This is a genomic window from Pseudomonas sp. GW822-FHT03F04 (genome assembly GCF_058801405.1).
This window is the reverse complement of sequence record NZ_JBXANF010000002.1, coordinates 587,354-606,881: the sequence shown is the minus strand read 5'-3', so window position 1 is coordinate 606,881 and position 19,528 is coordinate 587,354. Positions and strand designations below refer to the sequence as shown.

Annotated in this window: 22 protein-coding genes; 10 read left to right on the top strand and 12 right to left on the bottom strand. The window is 58.8% G+C overall.

The features are described from left to right. Window positions 1–20 precede the first annotated feature (20 nt). Window positions 21–2,465 carry an autotransporter gene (locus AC1RMX_RS06420; protein ID WP_493071095.1) on the bottom strand — a complete coding sequence of 815 codons (2,445 nt, stop codon included), beginning with the start codon at window positions 2,463–2,465 and terminating at the stop codon, window positions 21–23. Between the two features lie 179 nt (window positions 2,466–2,644). Here AC1RMX_RS06420 and acuI point away from each other — a divergent pair, with 179 nt between their 5' ends. Both acuI and AC1RMX_RS06410 read left to right on the top strand, forming a co-directional pair. Then, on the top strand, window positions 2,645–3,628 hold the full coding sequence (gene acuI / locus AC1RMX_RS06415) for an acrylyl-CoA reductase (NADPH) (protein ID WP_493071093.1): 984 nt from the start codon (window positions 2,645–2,647) through the stop codon (window positions 3,626–3,628). Between the two features lie 61 nt (window positions 3,629–3,689). Continuing rightward, window positions 3,690–4,148 (top strand): GyrI-like domain-containing protein, encoded by a 459-nt coding sequence (locus AC1RMX_RS06410; protein ID WP_493071091.1) that lies wholly within the window; start codon window positions 3,690–3,692, stop codon window positions 4,146–4,148. On the opposite strand, the gene ada is transcribed toward AC1RMX_RS06410, so the two are convergent. From ada to AC1RMX_RS06385, 5 genes are all read right to left on the bottom strand, one after another. Continuing rightward, window positions 4,145–5,212, bottom strand: a complete 1,068-nt coding sequence (gene ada / locus AC1RMX_RS06405; protein ID WP_493071089.1) for a bifunctional DNA-binding transcriptional regulator/O6-methylguanine-DNA methyltransferase Ada — start codon at window positions 5,210–5,212, stop codon at window positions 4,145–4,147. The genes AC1RMX_RS06410 and ada overlap by 4 nt on opposite strands. Window positions 5,213–5,300: 88 nt before the next feature. Beyond that, window positions 5,301–5,963 (bottom strand): DNA oxidative demethylase AlkB, encoded by a 663-nt coding sequence (gene alkB, locus AC1RMX_RS06400; RefSeq protein ID WP_493071087.1) that lies wholly within the window; start codon window positions 5,961–5,963, stop codon window positions 5,301–5,303. Between the two features lie 5 nt (window positions 5,964–5,968). Beyond that, a complete protein-coding gene (locus AC1RMX_RS06395) occupies window positions 5,969–6,682 on the bottom strand; it encodes a 2OG-Fe(II) oxygenase (protein WP_493071085.1) in 714 nt (237 codons plus the stop codon). A gap of 92 nt (window positions 6,683–6,774) precedes the next feature. After that, entirely contained in the window at window positions 6,775–6,951 is a 177-nt protein-coding gene (locus AC1RMX_RS06390; RefSeq protein ID WP_169430549.1) for a hypothetical protein, read from the bottom strand. A gap of 28 nt (window positions 6,952–6,979) precedes the next feature. Then, window positions 6,980–7,282 carry a DUF1883 domain-containing protein gene (locus tag AC1RMX_RS06385; protein ID WP_007958929.1) on the bottom strand — a complete coding sequence of 101 codons (303 nt, stop codon included), beginning with the start codon at window positions 7,280–7,282 and terminating at the stop codon, window positions 6,980–6,982. 211 nt (window positions 7,283–7,493) lie between these two features. On the opposite strand from AC1RMX_RS06385, the gene AC1RMX_RS06380 reads away from it, so the two are divergent. Together AC1RMX_RS06380 and AC1RMX_RS06375 are read left to right on the top strand one after the other, a co-directional pair. Further along, a complete protein-coding gene (locus AC1RMX_RS06380) occupies window positions 7,494–7,850 on the top strand; it encodes a hypothetical protein (protein ID WP_096821537.1) in 357 nt (118 codons plus the stop codon). Window positions 7,851–7,922: 72 nt separating this feature from the next. Then, window positions 7,923–8,153, top strand: coding sequence for a hypothetical protein (locus AC1RMX_RS06375; RefSeq protein ID WP_096821535.1), 231 nt, complete (start codon window positions 7,923–7,925; stop codon window positions 8,151–8,153). Window positions 8,154–8,156: 3 nt separating this feature from the next. Here AC1RMX_RS06375 and AC1RMX_RS06370 read toward each other — a convergent pair whose 3' ends face one another. Further along, complete coding sequence (locus AC1RMX_RS06370) at window positions 8,157–8,438, bottom strand: hypothetical protein (RefSeq protein WP_176504872.1); 282 nt, start codon at window positions 8,436–8,438, stop codon at window positions 8,157–8,159. Between the two features lie 150 nt (window positions 8,439–8,588). Next, the gene (locus tag AC1RMX_RS06365; protein ID WP_096821531.1) at window positions 8,589–8,777 is read right to left on the bottom strand and encodes a hypothetical protein; all 189 of its coding nucleotides are present in this window, start codon (window positions 8,775–8,777) and stop codon (window positions 8,589–8,591) included. Between the two features lie 247 nt (window positions 8,778–9,024). On the opposite strand from AC1RMX_RS06365, the gene galU reads away from it, so the two are divergent. Then, window positions 9,025–9,864: a UTP--glucose-1-phosphate uridylyltransferase GalU gene (gene galU, locus AC1RMX_RS06360; RefSeq protein WP_085710029.1), complete on the top strand. Its 840-nt coding sequence runs from the start codon at window positions 9,025–9,027 to the stop codon at window positions 9,862–9,864. Window positions 9,865–9,993: 129 nt separating this feature from the next. Continuing rightward, window positions 9,994–11,352 carry a glutathione-disulfide reductase gene (gorA, locus tag AC1RMX_RS06355; RefSeq protein ID WP_192558108.1) on the top strand — a complete coding sequence of 453 codons (1,359 nt, stop codon included), beginning with the start codon at window positions 9,994–9,996 and terminating at the stop codon, window positions 11,350–11,352. On the opposite strand, the gene AC1RMX_RS06350 is transcribed toward gorA, so the two are convergent. Continuing rightward, the gene (locus AC1RMX_RS06350; protein WP_493071083.1) at window positions 11,349–12,353 is read right to left on the bottom strand and encodes a DNA-binding protein; all 1,005 of its coding nucleotides are present in this window, start codon (window positions 12,351–12,353) and stop codon (window positions 11,349–11,351) included. The two genes, gorA and AC1RMX_RS06350, sit on opposite strands and share 4 nt — an antisense overlap. A 177-nt stretch (window positions 12,354–12,530) precedes the next feature. On the opposite strand from AC1RMX_RS06350, the gene AC1RMX_RS06345 reads away from it, so the two are divergent. From AC1RMX_RS06345 to ahpF, 3 genes are all read left to right on the top strand, one after another. Beyond that, window positions 12,531–13,469 (top strand): site-specific integrase, encoded by a 939-nt coding sequence (locus AC1RMX_RS06345; protein ID WP_192558106.1) that lies wholly within the window; start codon window positions 12,531–12,533, stop codon window positions 13,467–13,469. Between the two features lie 136 nt (window positions 13,470–13,605). Beyond that, window positions 13,606–14,169, top strand: coding sequence for an alkyl hydroperoxide reductase subunit C (ahpC, locus tag AC1RMX_RS06340; RefSeq protein ID WP_003224621.1), 564 nt, complete (start codon window positions 13,606–13,608; stop codon window positions 14,167–14,169). 128 nt (window positions 14,170–14,297) lie between these two features. Further along, window positions 14,298–15,860 (top strand): alkyl hydroperoxide reductase subunit F, encoded by a 1,563-nt coding sequence (gene ahpF / locus AC1RMX_RS06335; RefSeq protein WP_096821525.1) that lies wholly within the window; start codon window positions 14,298–14,300, stop codon window positions 15,858–15,860. Window positions 15,861–15,952: 92 nt separating this feature from the next. On the opposite strand, the gene gloA is transcribed toward ahpF, so the two are convergent. Continuing rightward, window positions 15,953–16,474 carry a lactoylglutathione lyase gene (gene gloA / locus AC1RMX_RS06330; RefSeq protein WP_064381412.1) on the bottom strand — a complete coding sequence of 174 codons (522 nt, stop codon included), beginning with the start codon at window positions 16,472–16,474 and terminating at the stop codon, window positions 15,953–15,955. 142 nt (window positions 16,475–16,616) lie between these two features. On the opposite strand from gloA, the gene AC1RMX_RS06325 reads away from it, so the two are divergent. Next, window positions 16,617–17,135: a DUF4946 domain-containing protein gene (locus tag AC1RMX_RS06325; protein WP_096821524.1), complete on the top strand. Its 519-nt coding sequence runs from the start codon at window positions 16,617–16,619 to the stop codon at window positions 17,133–17,135. Between the two features lie 208 nt (window positions 17,136–17,343). On the opposite strand, the gene AC1RMX_RS06320 is transcribed toward AC1RMX_RS06325, so the two are convergent. Both AC1RMX_RS06320 and AC1RMX_RS06315 read right to left on the bottom strand, forming a co-directional pair. Continuing rightward, the gene (locus tag AC1RMX_RS06320) at window positions 17,344–17,709 is read right to left on the bottom strand and encodes a histone-like nucleoid-structuring protein, MvaT/MvaU family (RefSeq protein ID WP_096821522.1); all 366 of its coding nucleotides are present in this window, start codon (window positions 17,707–17,709) and stop codon (window positions 17,344–17,346) included. A gap of 235 nt (window positions 17,710–17,944) precedes the next feature. Continuing rightward, on the bottom strand, window positions 17,945–19,480 hold the full coding sequence (locus tag AC1RMX_RS06315; RefSeq protein WP_096821519.1) for an EAL domain-containing protein: 1,536 nt from the start codon (window positions 19,478–19,480) through the stop codon (window positions 17,945–17,947). Window positions 19,481–19,528 lie beyond the last annotated feature (48 nt).

The following is a 19,528-nucleotide window of genomic DNA, read 5'->3' as shown; positions in this document are numbered from 1 at the left end:
GTAGCCTCGCGGGATTCAGGTCAGCGTCGATGAAGTCCACCGCCCCCTCCGCCGAATGAATGGTTCATGAACTGCGAAGAGTTGTGGAAGTTGTTCAGACGCTGATTGCCAACGTTACGCGCCGCGGAGTCGCGATTGAGGTTCTGTAACTGAGCATTGTTGTTGGCCGGTGCGCGAGTTGCGCCCCCCTTGACCATCGACTGCCAGCCGTCATCGGTTTTCTTGTAGACGTTGCCGTCATGCCCGGCGTAAACATTGTCGCCAACCCGTGCGGCGCCGCTGTTGCGTCCGTGAATTCCGCCGTATTGCGTGGTATTGCCGGTGTTCGGGTTGTAAACGGCGCCACGATTGGCCGTTACCTGAGTGCCATTGCGAGCGTTGCCTGCCGTCACCCGGCCCCCGGCGATTGCACCTCCGTTCGGTCCGACCACTTCACCGCTGCGGCCGGCTGCATAGTTGCCGGTGTAGACATTGTGTACCGCCCCACGCTGGCCGGCGGTCGCAATCCCGGTCCGTGAGTTGTAGGAGGAACCAACCTGGCCAGCCCAGCGGTTGCCGGTCCAGGCGTTGTAGCCTGCGCCATAGCGGCTGACGGTCGCCCGATCACCCCATTGCCGGTAAATGTTGCCGGTAGTACCGGCCCAGCCGCCCGGGCCCCAGGCCACGGCGCCACCGTGATAACCGTAGGCTGCGCCGCCCCAGGCCAATGGCGCGGGATACAGGTGCGGTCCCCACGCGTAACCCCATCCGTAATTGCCCCACCATGGATAGGCGCCCCATCCCCAACCCATGGCGGCAGTGCTGCCGCCCCAGCTCCAGCCGAACCCGAAGCCGAAGGTCCAGCCAGTCCACGGCGTGTAGCGGATGGCGACACCAAAGCCGTAAGTCACCGGAGGTCCGTACCAGACGCTACCGACCCATGGTGTGTACGGATAGCCGGTGCCGTAGACCACAACGCCGGTCGCCGGATCCAGCGTCGATCCCTGATAGCCCGGGGTGTAACCGACGACGACCGTGTCACCACTGGATTCATAGACTTTGACGTAAGTGAGGTAGTGCATCGGCGAGTTCGGCGGAATCGAATAAATCACCGCTGGCACTGAGCTGGCGACGGTCCATGGCCCGGTCACTGCCGTGGCGACGAACCAGATGCCGTTCTCCACGGCGTACCAACTGTTGTTGTCGACCCGGATGATCGGCGTGGCGCTGTTGATCACATATTGAAGCGGGGTCCCGCTGATGGCTTTGAGTTGAGGCTCGCCATCAAATTGTGGTGCCGTCATTTTCACTGCGCTTTTCTTGATCGCTGACGTCTGCGGGATGGTGGCGGCAATGGCTGCTTCCTTGGCCTGTGGCGTCCCGGCGACCGAGGCTTTGACGTTTTCTTTCGGACTGTCGTCGGGGATGTTGGCGAAGTCTGCTGGCAGTTTGTCCGCCGGGGTAAATGTCCACGGGCCGTTCATGTCGCCGGCGCGGAACCAGCGGCCGGAGATCAGCACATAACTGTTCTGGTCGCCGATTTCCTTGAAGATGTGCCCGGTGGTGTTGCTGACATACAGCAATTGCGTTCCCTGGATCGGCTGCCACTGTGGCGCGCCGTCGGTGACGATCAGTTCGGTCGGGGTCTTGGCCACGAAGATCTTTGGCTGCGGCGGTTTGGCCAGGCTCGGTACTTTGTCCTTCGGATCGCTTTGCCCGGTGAGCAGATCCACCTGCCGGCTCTCGATCGCCGCTTTCTTGGCTTTCTCCAGATCCGCTGGAGGCGATGAGAGCAGGGCGTAGGGCCCCGACAATTGATCGGCAACCATCCAGCCATCGAACACATGCAGATAATGTTTGCCCTGAGCGTCCTTGAGCAGCAGAGGGCGGGTGTTGATTACCCGTTGCAATCCGGTGCCGTCGACCTGGCGATACGCAGCCTCACCGTCGATATAGACAAGCATGGCCGGCACGTCCGAGCTGAGGATGGTCGGTGGCGTGTTTTCCAGGGGCGCGGTGTCGGCTTTCTGTTCGGCGGTCAGTACGCCAACGGCAGCCTCCAATTGATCGAGTGAAATAGTTTTCTTGCGCTTGGCCGCATCGTTTTGCAGTGTCGTGATCCACATCTCTGCCTGGCTGGCGTCTGCGGGGAAATCGGCTTTGATGATTTTGTACTGGTCGAGCATGACCCAGCGAGTGGTCTTGTCGACCAGCGTGTGAGCGCTGAACTGGACGATGCCATAAGTCGACTTGCCGGCAGCATCGGTTGCTTCTACGGCGGCGCGGGCCTGCAAGGTGTAGCCGTCCCAGCTGTCGAGCTGCGGCTGATACACGGTGAGTTTTGACTTGCCGCTGGTGATGACTTGCGGCCATGTCGGCTCAACGGCAGTGGCGTCTGCCGTCTTGGCCGCAGGCGCCGCCCAAGCGGTATTGAATGCCAACAGACAGAGCATCAGCCAGGCAAGAAAAGGGCGGGCGCGGGACATTGTCAGCTCCATCGACAAGGGCTTCTCGGGGATAAGTGGAAGCCGTCGAAAGAGCATAGCCGGCCGATCCGGAATCATCCGGCGGTTTCAGCGATTGGCGGAAGGTCGAGTGGGGCAAAATGTTGCGATGTGCTATTTGAATGCCACGAGACCCTGAATTCATTCCCTGAGAGGCAATCATGTTCAACGGCATTCTGATCGACAAAGACGACAGCGGTTATCGCGCCAGCCTGCAGAAAATCGACGAGCTGCAGTTGCCTGAAGGCGATGTGACGGTGCGCGTCGCGTACAGCACGCTCAACTTCAAGGACGGGCTGGCGATTACCGGCAGCAGTCCGGTGGTGCGCAAGTTTCCGATGGTACCGGGGATCGATCTGGCCGGTACGGTCGAGGTCAGTTCGCATCCCGACTATAAGGCTGGCGATCAGGTGCTGCTCAACGGTTGGGGCGTGGGCGAAAACCACTGGGGTGGCCTGGCCCAAAAGGCACGGCTCAACGGCGACTGGCTGATTCCACTGCCCAAGGCGTTTTCCGCTGCGCAAGCCATGGCCATTGGCACGGCGGGCTACACGGCGATGCTGTGCATCATGGCGCTGGAGCGTAATGGCGTGACGCCGGAGCAGGGCGAAGTATTGGTCACGGGTGCCAATGGTGGGGTCGGCAGCTTTGCAATCGCCTTGTTGCACAAGCTTGGCTATCGCGTGGTGGCGTCCACCGGGCGGGTGTCGGAGCATGAATATCTGCAGCAATTGGGCGCCAGCGAAATCATTGATCGTGCGACCTTGTCCGAGCCCGGCAAGCCACTGGCGAAGGAGCGTTGGGCGGCGGTGATCGATTCGGTCGGCAGCCACACATTGGCCAACGCCTGCGCCAGCACCCGCGCCGAAGGTACTGTCGCGGCATGCGGTCTGGCTCAGGGCATGGATTTCCCGGCGTCGGTGGCGCCTTTCATCTTGCGTGGTGTGACGCTGGCCGGAATCAACAGCGTGACCCAGCCCAAAGCGCGTCGAATCGAGGCGTGGGAACGTCTGGCCAAGGATCTGGATTTTTCCCTGTTGCCGCTGATCAGCCACGAAATCGGTCTCAGCGAAGCCATCGAAGCGGCCCCGAAGTTGCTCGCCGGGCAGCTGCGCGGACGGGTTGTCGTGGACGTCAATCGCTGACACATTAAGCGCCATCGCGGACCTGCCGGGCCGCACTTCAAAAAAAGGGAGTGGCACTTCGATGGATCTACAACAACAGCACGTTGAGTCGTTCACGGTTTCAGGCTTGCGCGTTCGAACCACCAACGCCGCAGAACACAAGGCCGAGACCGCGAAAATCGGCCCGATGTGGGGGCAATTCTTCGGCAAGAACCTGGCGGAGGTCATTCCCGGCAAGCTGACCGAGTCGCCGATTTACGGGGTGTACTCGGCCTATGAATCGGATGCTTCGGGGGCATTCGATGTGACGGCGGGTGTTGCCGTCGTCAATCCGCAGACGGATTTCGAAACCATTCGGATCGAAAGCGGTGAGTATCTGGTGTTCCAGGGACATGGTGCATTGCCCGATGCGGTCATTGCCACTTGGGGCCGGATCTGGAAGCACTTCGAAGCCAATCCGCAGATTCAGCGACGTTACGCCACTGACTTCGAGGCCTATTTCGGCCCCGAGTCAGTGTCGATTTACATCGGCATTTGCTAAGGCTGCGTTTCCCGGGACAACAACTCACGCTTGCGCTCCACGCCCCAGCGATAGCCCGAAAGGTTGCCGTCGCTGCGGACCACGCGGTGGCAAGGGATCGCCACCGCAAGGCTGTTGGCGCCGCAGGCCTGAGCCACGGCCCGAACCGCTTTTGGCGAGCCGATGCGCTGGGCGATGTCGGCATAACTGGCGGTGCTGCCAACCGGTATTTCGCGCAGCGCCTGCCAGACCCGTTCCTGAAACGCGGTGCCCCGTACATCCAGTGGCAGATCGAGACCGATTGCCGGCGCTTCGATAAAGCCGACGACGTGGGCGATCAGTTGTTCGAACTCGGCGTCGGCTCCGATCAGGTTGGCCCGGCGAAACTGATCCTGCAGGTCGCAGACCAGTTGATGGGGATCGTCGCCCAACAGAATTGCGCAAATCCCCCGGTCACTCTGGGCCACCAGAATGGCGCCGAGCGAGCATTGGCCGACCGCAAAACGAATGTCGTTGTTTTGCCCGGCGGCCCGGAAGTCGCCGGGCTTCATGCCCAGCAACTGGTCAGCGGCTTCATAGAAACGGCTGTTGGAGTTGAAGCCGGCGTCGTACAACGCGTCGGTCACCGAGTCGCCATCCGCCAACCGTTGCCGCACTCTGCGTGAACGGTGCGCCGCGGCGTAACCCTTGGGCGTCAGGCCGGTGGCGGCTTTGAATACCCGATGGAAATGGAATGAGCTCAGGCCGGCGGCATCCGCCAGTTCGTTGAGCGCTGGCAGGGTTTCCGCGGTTTCGATCTGTCGGCACGCAGCGGCTACCGTTGCGGCATGTTGCGCGGCCACGTCGCTTTGATCCTTGCTCGCCCGTTTGCTGGGGCGATAACCCGCGGCCTCGGCCTCTTCGGCGGTGTCGAAGAATTCGACATTCTGCGGCTTAGGCAAACGCGCCAGGCTGCTAGGACGGCAATAGATGCCAGTGGTTTTCACGGCGTAGACAAATTCACCGTCCGCCCGAGGGTCGCGGGCGACGACGGCGGACCAGCGTGGATCGTCTTCAATGTTCAGCGGGGTCGAAAGCGTTTTCATGATGGAGAGTCCGTTGACCTGTTGAATTTCAGGTTAACCAGTGCCGCCAACCGTAACACTCCGGCCCTTGCGGTCAAACTTTGCGCGGTTATCCGGCGGTGCGAAACGTCAGGTTGAAACGCTGTTCGCCCAACTGCGGATGCCGGCCGTACTTGATTGGCAGGACGCCGTGGTAGCGCAGCCGATCAACGCCACCCCAGATCACCATGTCGCCGTGCAACAGTGGAATGCGCTGGCTCCTGTCGCTGCGGGCGAAACCACCGAACAGGAACATGGCGGGCAAACCCAATGACAGAGAAACGATCGGTGCGGTGTAGGAATGTTCGTCCTTGTCCTGATGCAAAGACATTTTCGCGCCGGGGACATAACGATTGATCAGGCAGGAGTCCGGTATGAAATCGGAAAATCCGACTTGCTTCGCCGCTGTCTGCGCCAGGTCGCGAAAGACTTCGGGCATCTCCGGCCAAGGCTGGTGGCTGAGAGGGTCATCGACCGAGTAACGGTAACCGCTGCGGTCGGTGATCCAGCCAAGCCCTCCGCAACTGCTGGTGGCTACTGACATGCTGAAACCGCCGGGCGTCATCATGTGCCGCAACGGGGCGCGTTCGATGACCGATTTCAGAGCCGGCAATAATTGTTCGATACGGGGAAGGGCGAAGCCGCGCAGCACCCAGGATTGTTCGCCGATCTGCTCAACGCGTCGGGGCTGCTCGGATTCGGTGTCGGCGAACAGATCGAAGTGGGTGTGCATGATGGTCAGGTAGCGTCGTGAAAAATGATGCCCAGAGTATGCCGTTTTCCGCTGTGCAGGCGGCTGACACCGTGGCGCATGGTGACCCGATAGTCGCCGCGCACGCCTTTGACCGGGCGTTGGTTGACGGCAAAGATCAGCGCGTCGCCTTTCTTCAGGTCCATCACCAGTGGGCGAGACTGCATTCTCGGGCGTTGTTCGGTCAGGACGAACTCACCACCGCTGAAATCCTCGCCAGGTTCTGACAGAAGAATCGCGACTTGCAGCGGGAAGATGTGTTCGCCGTACAGGTCCTGATGCAAACAGTTGTAGTCCTGTGGGCCGTATTGCAGCAAGAGCGGGGTTGGCCGCAGTTGACCGGCGGCATGGCAGCGCGCAAGAAACTCGCTGTGCAGGGGTGGAAAGCGTTGCGGCAAGCCCATCCGTTCATGCCAGCGATTGGCCAGGGGAACAAGGCGCGGATAAAGCGCATTGCGCAGGCGCTCCACCAATGGAGGCAACGGGTAGCGCAGATACTTGTATTCGCCGCGACCGAAACCGTGGCGGGCCATGATCACCTGTGAGCGGAACGGTTCGCTTTGCGGGTACAGCGCACTCAGGCGATCACAGGTTTGCGGGCGCAACAGCGAACGGATGATGGCGCAGCCGTCCTGATCCAGCTGTTGTTCCAGTGCGACCCAGTCGAGCGCGTCGAGGGGAGAGTCGGGTGACATCGGCATACTGATTCCTTGGCTTGCGTCCAGGTGATCAGCCTAGGCAGCCCGCCAGGCCGGAACACTCCGGCGCTTGCGGTCGAATTGTCACCCGCGTCTTACAACGCCTTGCTGACGCTGATGTCGCTGATCACGTCTTCGCTCTGGCCGTGCAGGGCATCCAGCGCAGCCTTGGCTTCTTCCGGCGTGCCGTTTTCCAGCTGGGCGAATTCGAAGCGGCGCTCGCCGTTCAGTTTGTACTTGATGACGTATTTGGTCGTTTGGGCCACGGTCATGCTTACCTGATTGCGTTAAGGGAGCCGATCAGCTGAGTTTCGAGCTGGAGCGACGGATGATCTTGATCGAGTGCGTCAGGGTCGGCTTGCGGGTCACACTGATCGCACGGCGGTTGACGGTGTCGATGGTGATGTTCCAGAACCCGGTGCTCGGCGCGGTGATGCGGGCCGGAAAGGTGTCGAACGCGCCGCCGTGATAGGTATGACGGCCGCCGTTCTTGAAGCTGCGAAAGTTGGCGTCGTTCATCAGACGGATGTTGCAGGTTTGTGAGCACTGGATGACGACGATGTCGTCTTCGTTGAGGTGCTCGCGCTGGTGAATAAATTTCATGGGCGCCTCCAGAAGGGCTTTTTCTACAAAATCAAAACGATAGCAGGGTCGATTGGCGCAGTTTATCAGCCCGGACAGGTTATTATCCGGCCGTCGGGCGCCGCTTTGACAATTAAAAACAGTTATTCGCGATTTCATGTGCGTTAAATGCAATGAGCCTCGGAGAAAAACGGCATTCACGCTGTCCGAGGGTCTTTATAGGAGATTCTGTATGAAGTGGGGTGTGGTCTTTGTGCCGTTGGCATTGGCGATGGGTGGTTGCGCAAGTGTTTCGGAAATCAATGAAACACTGCCGACCATGAGCGTCATTTCCGGCAAGAAACCCCACGAGTACGCACAGTGTCTGGCCGACAAGCTGGCGCAAAGCCGCGGGGCCCTGCAAATGGAGCCGCACAAGGACGGGGTTCGGGTGATCGTGCCAGGGAAGTTGTCGTCCGGCCCGGCAGCGGTGTTTGACATTGAGGACCGCTCCGGCGGCAGCAGCATCAAGTTGCACGAGCGCATGTCCAACGTGCCGATACGTCCAAGGGATGTGCGCAATGCCGCCACGGTGTGCATTTCCGGCTGATAAACTGTCAGTCATCGGTATTGATGCCGTCCAGGTCACGCCTGGGCGGCATTGTCATTTCTGGAGATGTGCATGAAGCGAGAACAGGTGCGCGAGCGCCATAAAGAGGGGCTGATCGCGGCCACCCATGTGATTCAGAACCCGGCGAATTCGGGTGAATGGATCGTGTTTTTCAAGAAGAGCGCCGGGCGCAGTTATTTTCTGGTGGATGAAAACGACGAAGTCGAATCGTTTGGCCGTCTGGATGACCTGATTGAGGTCGTTCGCGGGCTGGGGATCAAGTTCGCCGAAATTCACATGTAAAACCTACTTGCAGACCACCACGACACTACGGTTCTTGTAGTTGCCGACATCGATACCCAGCGTTTTGTCGCTTTCCTTGGACGCCGGTGTGCCATCGGTTCCGACGATGCGATAGCCGGTGCCGGCGCAGGAGGCATCAGCCTTTTCATAACAGGTTGCCCAGGAATTGGCCTCGCCGGAGCAATCGATGCTCAACCCTTGCTCGCCGTTGTCCAGGTAAGTGGGTTGAGAGCTGGCGCAGCCGGCCAGGGCCAGAAGTGCTAACAGGGGCAGCATGCGGTGCAGCGTACGGGTGTTCATGGCGATGTCGTCTTCGGAAGGAGAGGGCTAGACGCTATGACAGCGCCGGCATGAAAAGGTTATAGCGATTGGCCACATCTTCATGTTCAAAAAAAGCCCCGCGCAATGGCAGGGCTCTGGATGCGTTACAGCTGATCAGTCCTGATCCTTACCGCGACGCTTCGGTGCAGGAGGCGTGTAATCAAGCACCGCGGCTACCTCAATCGCCATCGCTTCAGTGGGCAATGGACCGGACACATCTTCGCCGTTGGCGGCGGTGATATGCCACTGGCCATCTTTTGCCTTGGCGACGGTGTACCCGTTGATGATTTTTGCTGCGGACATCTAGCGGCCTCGTTGGCTGGTTCAAAGGCGTCATGATAACGGGAAACGGGCAAACGGGCGCGGGTCGATGCGGTGTTCCTGAATCTTTGGGCTACGCTGAATGCGCAGCTTCTGCGTGCGGATTGAACTATCCGCCAGAATATTTCTCTATGTTGACATCGGTTAGCCAGTGCGGGGCATTGTAAGGTGCACGCCGCCTGATTAGACTGCGCCGAAACTCGTACACACAGCCCTTTCAAGGACTTATATGATCAAGAAATGCTTGTTCCCAGCAGCCGGTTACGGTACTCGCTTCCTTCCAGCGACTAAAGCCATGCCCAAAGAAATGCTGCCGGTGGTAAACAAGCCACTGATCCAGTACGGCGTCGAAGAAGCTCTGGATGCTGGTCTGACTGAGATCTCCATCGTGACCGGCCGTGGCAAGCGTGCCCTGGAAGACCACTTCGACATCAGCTATGAGCTGGAAAACCAGATCAAGGGCACCGACAAAGAGAAATACCTGGTCGGTATCCGCAAGCTGTTGGACGAGTGCTCGTTCTCCTACACCCGTCAGACTGAAATGAAAGGCTTGGGTCATGCGATCCTGACCGGTCGTCCGCTGATCGGCGATGAGCCGTTTGCCGTGGTGCTGGCGGACGACCTGTGCGTCAACCTCGAAGGCGACGGCGTACTGACCCAGATGGTCAAGCTGTACAAGCAGTTCCGCTGCTCGATCATCGCCATCCAGGAAGTCGATCCGGCAGAAACCAGCAAGTACGGCGTCATTGCCGGCGAGATGATCCGCGACGACATCTACCGCGTACACAGCATGGTCGAGAAGCCAAAGCCGGAAGATGCGCCGTCCAACCTGGCGATCATTGGTCGTTACATCCTGACCCCGGACATCTTCGACCTGATCGAACAGACCGAGCCAGGCAAGGGTGGTGAAATCCAGATCACCGACGCCCTGATGAAGCAAGCCCAGAACGGCTGCGTGATGGCCTATAAATTCAAGGGCAAGCGTTTCGACTGCGGTGGTGCCGAGGGTTACATCGAGGCAACCAACTTCTGCTTCGAAAACTTCTACAAGACTGGCAAGGCCTACTGATAGCGCCTGATCTGTCTGTACGAAAAAGCCACCTTCGGGTGGCTTTTTCATTTTTCGCCCCTATATCGGCAGGAGTGCTTGCCCAACGGACGACGCCGGGTATGCTGATCGCCTGCCGAGGAGATAGAAATGGCCTACGATTTTGACCTTTATGTGATTGGTGCCGGTTCCGGCGGTGTGCGGGCTGCGCGTTTTGCTGCCGGTTTCGGTGCAAAAGTGGCGGTGGCCGAGAGCCGTTATCTGGGCGGCACCTGCGTCAATGTCGGCTGTGTGCCGAAAAAATTGCTGGTGTACGGCGCGCATTTCGCCGAAGACTTTGAACAGTCGTCCGGTTTCGGCTGGAGCCTGGGTGAGGCGAATTTCGATTGGGCGACCCTGATCGCCAACAAGGATCGCGAGATCAATCGCCTGAACGGCATTTATCGCAATCTGCTGGTCAACAGTGGCGTGACCCTGCACGAAGCGCACGCGAAGATCGTTGGCCCGCATGAGGTCGAGGTCAATGGTGAGCGTTTCACCGCGAAAAATATTCTGATCGCCACGGGCGGCTGGCCACAGATTCCAGAAATCCCGGGGCATGAGCATGCCATCAGCTCCAATCAGGCGTTTTTCCTGAAAGAGCTGCCCAAGCGTGTCCTGGTCGTCGGCGGCGGTTACATTGCGGTCGAATTTGCCGGAATCTTCCATGGTCTGGGTGCGGAGACCACGTTGCTGTATCGCGGTGATCTGTTCCTGCGCGGCTTCGACGGCTCGGTGCGCAAGCATCTGCAGGAAGAGTTGACCAAGCGCGGCATGAATCTGCAGTTCAATGCCGACATCGAGCGGATCGACAAGCAAGCGGATGGCAGCCTGAAGGCGACCCTCAAGGATGGTCGTGTACTGGAAGCGGACTGCGTGTTCTACGCCACCGGTCGGCGTCCGATGCTGGACAATCTCGGGCTGGAAAATACCGAGGTGCAGCTGGACGACAAGGGCTTCATCAAGGTTGACGAGCAATATCAGACCACCGAACCGTCAATTCTTGCGCTGGGCGATGTCATCGGTCGCGTTCAACTGACGCCGGTGGCGCTGGCTGAAGGCATGGCGGTGGCGCGACGTCTGTTCAAGCCAGAGCAATACCGTCCGGTGGATTACAAGATGATCCCGACAGCGGTGTTCAGCCTGCCGAATATCGGCACCGTCGGCTTGACTGAAGAAGAGGCGCGGAAGGCGGGGCACGACGTGGTGATCTACGAAAGCCGTTTCCGCCCGATGAAACTGACCCTGACCGAATGCCAGGAGCGCACGCTGATGAAGCTGGTGGTCGATGGCAAAACCGACAAGGTGCTTGGCTGTCACATGGTCGGGCCGGATGCCGGCGAGATCGTGCAGGGCCTGGCGATTGCTCTGAAGGCTGGCGCAACCAAGCGTGACTTCGACGACACCATCGGGGTGCACCCGACGGCGGCCGAAGAGTTTGTCACCATGCGCACGCCGGTCGGCGCTTAATCGTCCTTTGAAGTTTTTGCGTCTGGCGCTGCCGCAGCGGTAGTGGCCAGGCGCAAACTGTCCTGAGCCTGGGTCAGTTGCTTTTCCAGTGACTGGTTGAGTTGGGCGTGCTCGTCGACACTCTGCTTGAGTGTCTGGCTGTCCAGCAATGCCACGCGCAAGCGTTCCTGGAGGAGGGTGCGTTCGCTGTCGACACGCGTCGCTTGCTCCAGCAGTTGATCCTGACGCTGATTGCTGTGTTTGAGCTGATCCTGCAGCAGGCTCAGTTCACGCAACGTGCCGCGGTTCTCGGTCAGCAAGCGTTCGTTGTCGCGGTGCAATTGAGTGATTTCATCCTGGCGCACCAGTGCGCTTTGCTGCGCCTGACGCAACTCCATCTGCAACTGCTGAACCTGACTTTCGTGACGGCTCTGTTCCTGTTCGCGCTGCTCCTTGACGGCATTGCGGTAATGCTCAAGCGCGTCGCGAGCGTGCAGGTGCTTTTCTTCCAGCGAGCGGATCTGCTCGTCCTTGTCCTGCAAGCGTAATTCGAAATCTGCCAGCGCCTGATTCAGGCCGGCATTGCGTGTCTGTTCGGTTTGCAGCATCGAGCGAGTGTCGCTCAACGCTTCGGATTCCCTGGCCAATGCAGCGCCCTGGATGTCGTGCTTTTGCTCCAGTTGCGCATGGTTCTGACGGAGCTGATTCAGCTCTGCTTCCAATGCCTGTCGTTGCTGCTCGTACTGTTCGCGAGCCTGGTCAATCGGCTCCTGTGCTTGTTCTTTCAGGCGTTGCGCCAGGCGCGTGACGAGCGCCAGCAGCTCGTCATCAATCGGTTCTGCCGACGGATCAGCCGGTTCGCTGCCGTCATCCAGCTCCTTCAGATAGCGATGAATAGTGGTTTTCGATCCGGTGTTGCCCAGCTCGATGCGTACTGCGTCGATGCTTGGGTGTTCGCCACGGGCGAGGATCGCTGAGCGCGCGATCTGGACTACTGCTTTGTTAACGCCGCCACGGGCCATATGTGCTCCTACGATTACGTACTGTGGTACATGCCACCAAAGTACGCAGTGTACCATGCTGAAAATAAAGTTAAATGTTTCAAGATGAACGGGCGGGATATACTGGTATTACCCCGTGTGAAGCGCCAGAATCCGCTTTTCAATCTTCAAATCAGTACATCTGCGAGAAATCAGCCCATGAGCGATATCGATCGCTATCTGCAAGCCGCCACCCGTGACAACACCCGCCGCAGCTATCGTGCGGCCGTCGAGCATTTCGAAACGGTATGGGGCGGGTTCCTGCCCGCGACGGCTGACAGTGTCGCGCGGTATCTGGTGGCTCATGCAGGCGTGCTGTCGGTCAATACGCTGAAGTTGCGCTTGTCGGCACTCGCGCAGTGGCACAACAGTCAGGGGTTCGCCGATCCGACCAAGACGCCGGTGGTGCGCAAAGTCTTCAAGGGCATCCGTGCGCTGCATCCCGCGCAGGAAAAACAGGCCGAGCCGTTGCAACTGCGTGATCTTGAACAGACCGTGGCCTGGCTTGAACAGGAAATGAAAGAGGCCCGAGAACAACAGGACCGGCCGTTGCTACTCAGAGCCTGTAGGGATCGAGCGCTGATTCTTCTGGGGTTCTGGCGCGGCTTTCGCAGTGACGAGCTGTGCCGGGTGCAGATCGAGCATGTGCAGGCCCACGCCGGCAGCGGTATCACCCTGTACCTGCCGCGCAGCAAGGGCGACCGGGAAAACCTCGGTCAGACCTATCAGGCCCCTGCGTTGCTGAAGCTGTGCCCGGTGCAGGCTTACATCGACTGGATCACCGAAGCGGCGCTCGTACGCGGCCCGGTGTTTCGCGCTGTCGATCGCTGGGGCAACCTGAGCGAGGAGGGCTTGCACGCCAACAGCGTGATTCCGCTGCTGCGACAGGCCCTGGAGCGCGCCGGGATCTCCGCCGAGCGCTACACCAGCCACTCGTTGCGGCGCGGCTTTGCCACCTGGGCCCATCAAAGCGGCTGGGATCTCAAGTCGTTGATGAGTTACGTGGGCTGGAAGGATATGAAGTCCGCCATGCGCTATGTTGAAGCGAGCCCCTTTCACGGGATGGCCCGGATTACGGATAAGCCGTTGTCGTCGTAGATATCGTTTTCTTCTATTAATACAGTCCGCTAATAGCGAAAACAAATCAGCAGCATCAGGTTTGCCAATGAGCCATCCGTCGAGTGAGTGGGTAGGATTCACCCATCGAATTCACAACCCTGACGGAGAGTCATCAATGCCTATCATCAACAGCCAAGTAAAACCGTTCAAAGCTACCGCGTTCAAAAACGGCGACTTCGTACAAGTCTCGGACGCTGACCTGAAAGGCAAATGGTCCGTAGTGTTCTTCTACCCAGCCGACTTCACCTTCGTTTGCCCAACCGAGCTGGAAGACCTGGCCGACAACTACGCTGCCTTCCAGAAACTGGGCGTAGAAATCTACAGCGTTTCGACCGACACCCACTTTGCCCACGCTGCCTGGCACAACACTTCGCCAGCCATCGGCAAAATCGAATACACCATGATCGGCGACCCGACCCACGTCATCTCCCGCAACTTCGACGTACTGATCGAAGAAGCTGGTCTGGCTGACCGTGGCACCTTCGTGATCAACCCTGAAGGCCAGATCAAAATCGTTGAACTGAACGATGGCGGCGTTGGCCGTGACGCTTCCGAGCTGCTGCGCAAGATCAAGGCTGCTCAGTACGTCGCTGCTCACCCAGGCGAAGTTTGCCCGGCCAAGTGGAAAGAAGGCGAGGCCACTCTGGCTCCGTCCCTGGACCTGGTCGGCAAGATCTAAGTCTGTGACACGCAACGCAGGGCGGAACTCCGCACCTACCTAAGTAAGCTGCACCGCCCAATAGAAAAGCCCGGGCGAGATTCGCTCGGGCTTTTTTTCGTCTCAAATAAAGTCAGGAGATCGCCCGTATGTTGGACGCCAATCTTAAAGCCCAGTTGAAATCGTACCTGGAACGGGTCACCCAGCCGATCGAGATCGTTGCTTCACTCGACGACGGTGCGAAATCCCGTGAAATGCTCGACCTGCTGAAAGACGTTGCCAGTCTTTCGCACCAGATTACTTTGATCGACAGCGGCGACGATGCACGCAAACCGTCGTTCTCGATCAACCGCCCGGGTGCCGACATCAGCCTGCGTTTCGCCGGCATCCCGATGGGCCATGAATTCACTTCGCTGGTGCTGGCCCTGCTGCAAGTCGGTGGCCACCCTTCGAAGGCCAGTGTCGAAGTGATCGAACAGATCCGCTCGCTGAAGGGCGAGTTCAACTTCGAGACTTACTTCTCGCTGTCCTGCCAGAACTGCCCGGACGTGGTTCAGGCGCTGAACCTGATGGCCGTGCTGAACCCGAACATCCGCCACGTCGCCATCGACGGCGCGCTGTTCCAGGACGAAGTCAACGATCGCAAGATCATGGCCGTGCCGAGCATTTACCTGAACGGCGAAAACTTCGGCCAGGGCCGCATGGGCCTGGAAGAAATCCTCGCCAAACTAGACACCGGCGCCATCGAGCGTCAGGCCGAGAAAATCAGCGCCAAGCAGGCTTTTGATGTGTTGGTCGTCGGCGGTGGCCCGGCCGGTGCTTCGGCGGCGATCTACGCCGCACGTAAAGGTATTCGTACCGGCGTTGCGGCCGAGCGATTCGGCGGTCAGGTGCTGGACACCATGGCCATCGAGAACTTCATTTCCGTACAGGAAACCGAAGGCCCGAAACTGGCGACCGCGCTGGAAGAACACGTCAAGCAGTACGACGTCGACATCATGAACCTGCAGCGTGCCGACAAGCTGATCCCGGGCAAGAACGGCGAGTTGCACGAGGTTCGCTTTGCCAGCGGCGCAACCCTCAAAGCCAAGAGCGTGATTCTGGCGACCGGTGCGCGGTGGCGAGAAATGAACGTGCCGGGCGAACAGGAATACCGCAACAAAGGCGTGGCGTACTGCCCGCACTGCGACGGTCCGCTGTTCAAAGGCAAGCGTGTGGCGGTGATTGGCGGCGGTAACTCCGGCGTCGAGGCGGCCATCGACCTGGCCGGTATCGTGTCCCACGTAACCTTGCTTGAGTTCGACGTACAACTGCGTGCCGACGCGGTCTTGCAACGCAAGCTGCACAGCCTGCCGAACGTCACCGTGATCACCAGTGCGTTGACCACTGAAGTCACCGGCGACGGGCAGAAGGTCAACGGCCTGCGTTACAAGGATCGCAACAGTGACGAGCTGCGCACTGTCGAGCTGGAAGGGATCTTCGTGCAGATCGGTCTGCTGCCTAACACCGATTGGCTCAAAGGCACCATCGAGCTGTCGCCGCGCGGCGAGATCATCGTCGACAACCGTGGTGAAACCTCGATCCCCGGCATCTTCGCTGCCGGTGACGTGACCACCGTGCCGTACAAGCAGATCGTGATTGCGGTAGGCGAGGGCGCCAAGGCTTCCCTCAGCGCCTTCGATCACCTGATCCGCACTTCAGCGCCGGCGTAAATCCCGGGCCTGAAAAAGAAAAACCCCATCAGCGATGATGGGGTTTTTTATTTCTTCAACGTCCTCTCCCCAAGGAAGAGAGGTTTAGGCGCTTACAGCGGCGCCGGCTGAATGATCTCGACCCAGTAGCCATCCGGGTCCTTGATGAACGCCAGGCTTTTCATGCGGCCATCGGTCAGGCGCTTCTGGAAGTCACAGCCCAGTTCTTCGAAACGTGCGCAGGCGGCGACGATGTCCGGCACCGAAATGCAGATGTGGCCAAAACCGCGCGGATCGGTGTTGCCGTTGTGATAAGCGAAGTCCGCGTCGTTCTCGGTGCCGTGGTTGTGGGTCAGTTCCAGGATGCCGGGAATCGACTTCATCCACTCGGTGCGCGCAGCGGCGTCGGCCGGAATCTGCGATTTGTCGACCAAGGCGAGGAAGTACAGGCTGAATTCCGCTTCCGGGAAGTCACGCTTTTCCACCAGCGAGAAACCCAGTACGCGGGTGTAGAAATCCAGCGACTTGGTGATGTCCTTCACGCGCAGCATGGTGTGGTTGAAGACGAAGTGGCGGGTTGCGCTGTCCGGGGTGGCGGTCACGCCAGGGAAAGTGTTCAGTTCTTGCAGGCTCATGAGCCCTCCGTAACAAATTGGGGCGAGTGAATGGGCGCAATGATACGCATGCCTTGCGGCATCGCCAAACCGAAAGCGCGGGCTTGCCCTGTGGGCGGGCGGGCCTCAAACTTTACGGCTCAATCCGCGAGTGCCTCTGGTAATGATCCGACCGTTCAAATCGCTGTTCGTTTTCTTCGGCTTGTCCCTCATCGCGGCTGCGGCCTGCGCCGAGGCGCCGAGCATTACCTGGCCCGCCGGCTGGCAAGTCGAAGCGCTGCCCGAAACCGCGCCGGAAGTTTCCCGTCAGCGGGCGGTGAAGACTGATGCCGATGGCAATCAGGTCATGGTGATGGAGTTGACAATGACGCGTGTGGAAACGGGTCATCAGGTCAATTTGCAAGGCGTGTTGCTGGAGATGCGCAAGTCGGTACAGAAAGACTTTTTCCAAGGCGGCTATCAGAGTGTCTGCAACAAGGTTCATTCGAGCACGCTCGGTTCACTCGCGGCGCTTGAGACCACTTGTACCGTCACCGAAAACGGCCGTCATGTGCTGTCACAAACATTGGTTGCCGCAGTAGAGGCAGACAAAGCCTATGTACTTTCCTATGCCGGGCAGGCCGAGGTTTACAAGGCCAGTGCGGATGAAATAGTGGCGGCGAGAAACAGCTTGAAATTTTAGTCATCTGTTCGGTGGTCAGTGGGGCGTTAGATACCTGAAGTGATTAAATACAAAGTTGATCGCCCGGCAATGACGCAACATCCGGAAGCATAGTTCCAGTGCAAGACGGTGTTTGGCTCTCAACTTTCGCAACAAGAAATTGTTGCATTTGTTAGATATCGTCCAAAAAAAAGCCCTGCAAATGCAGGGCTTTTATGTTTGCGAGGGATTAACCGCGCAACCAGGAATCAACGGTGGCTGCACCGTATTGTTCCTTCCAGGCCTTCAGCCCGCGATGGTTGCCGCCCTTGGTCTCGATCAGCTCGCCGGTGTGCGGGTTCTGATAGACCTTGACCACGCGAGCGCGGCGGGTTTTAGGTGCCGCGGCCTGTTGCAGGCCGGATTTTGCCGGATTCGGATCGAGGATGGCGATGATGTCGCGCAGGCCTTTGCCGTAGGTTTTCATCAGCCCCTGGAGCTTTTCTTCGAATTCGATTTCTTTCTTGAGCCCGGCATCGTTCTTCAGCGACTCCAGCTGCTTGAGCTGTTCTTGAAGGGCCTTTTCGGCTGCGCGAAATTCAGCGAGTCTGGACAATATCTTTACTCCAATAGTGTGTTTGGCTGATACCAACCGCAAACAAAGCTATAAGCCAAGAGCCTTGAAGCGACTCGGTGATAGTGGCTCACCTGCCAATCTAGCAACAGGTAAGAAAAATTGTAGTAGTTAATGCGTCAAGAGTAAATCATGACTTTTTCTTTATGTAAAAACAGCGATGTCTTGTATCAATTTGGTGCGATCGGTCTGAGCCCGCCGGTTTTATCGCGATTAGTTAATGGTGAGTTAATGCGTCGATGAAGTCTGCGGCCGACATCGGTTTGCCAAACAGATAGCCTTGCAGAAAGTTGACGTGGTGCGCGGTCAGGTAATCTGCCTGGGTCTGTGTTTCCACGCCTTCGGCTACCGTGCCAAGGTCCAGTTTGGCGGACAGTTCGATGATGCTGTCCAGAATGTGGCGGGACAGGGCGTCCTTATCAATCATGGCGACAAATGTCTGGTCGATCTTCAGGAAGTCGACATTGAATGTTCTCAAGTAACCCAGGCTCGAATGACCGGTGCCGAAGTCGTCGATGGCGATCTTCACGCCCATGGCGCGCAGTTGTGCAAACAGTTGATGGGTGATGTCGGTGGGCTCGATCAACTCGCGCTCGGTCAACTCCAGCACCAGACTGATGCTGCCGGGGGCGAATGCCGCCAGAAACTCGCGGCAATCTTCCAGCAACTCCAGATCCTGGCAGTGACTGGCCGTAATGTTGATGCCGATGTGAAAAGGCGCCACAAAGGAAGACGACAGCGGCCCGAGTGCAACGGCGGTCTGTTGCATCAATGAACGGGTCATCGGCACGATCAGCCCGGAGTGTTCGGCAAACGGTATGAACAGGTCCGGACGCACCAGGCCTTCTTTGGGATGCTTCCAGCGCATCAACACTTCAGTGCCTGACCATTGTTTGCTGTCGCCATGCACTACCGGTTGAAAGTACGGAATGAATTCCCCCGCTTCCAGTGCACGAAGCATTTCGTGACTCGGCGACGTAGAGCGTCTTTGCATGCTGTAGCCGATCGCGCCGGACACCGCGCCAAAAAACATCAGCAGGCTGAACAACGGCGGGTATTCGTTGCTCATGTACCGCCAGGTTTCACCTTCAGGGAAACCGGCCGACACCGTGAAAGCGTAGTGCGATGAGTTCAAGGTACTTTGCGCAACCGGCAACTCGGGCAGGGGGCCTTGGTGCACTTTGCCGTCGGCGGAAAGCCAGGTGTTGCCCACTTGCAGCAACAGCAATGTCTGCCGTCCGATCAGCCGCAGAATATTGCTCAAGTGATAACCGTCCAGTGTGGTCAGTGCGCCACCACGACCGTCGCTCAGCCGATACACCAGCAGCGCGGTGTCAGGCGTGACCGGGTTGCCGTTCATGAGCCACAACTTGCCCTGGGCATAATCGCCGGGATTGACCGCTTCCTTGAAGTCGCCGAACAGCGAACTGCAGTAGAGGTTGTTGTCCCACACCAGGTTGGTCGAGCGAACGAACGGGCGGCGGGTTACCTGTTCGCGCAAGGCCAGTTTGACGTTTTCGCACGTCTGGCCTGCCAGCGGCAGCAAATCACGCGCGGCCTGGGCGGTGTTGTCGAGCATCAGTTCGAATTGGCGCAGGGCTTCGTTGGCGGTTTCCCGGGAGCTCTGCTGGAGTGTGCGTTCGGCCTGCATGTGGAGAATGACGCTGCCGATGATGATCGGAAGCGCGCCACAAAGCAGTGTCACAATGATTCGGGTGCTGCGTTTGCGGCGGGGCCGGGCGGTCAGCGGCATGGGCGCATCCTGTCGCGATGAAATGGGATTCTCGATTGCAGACGGGGC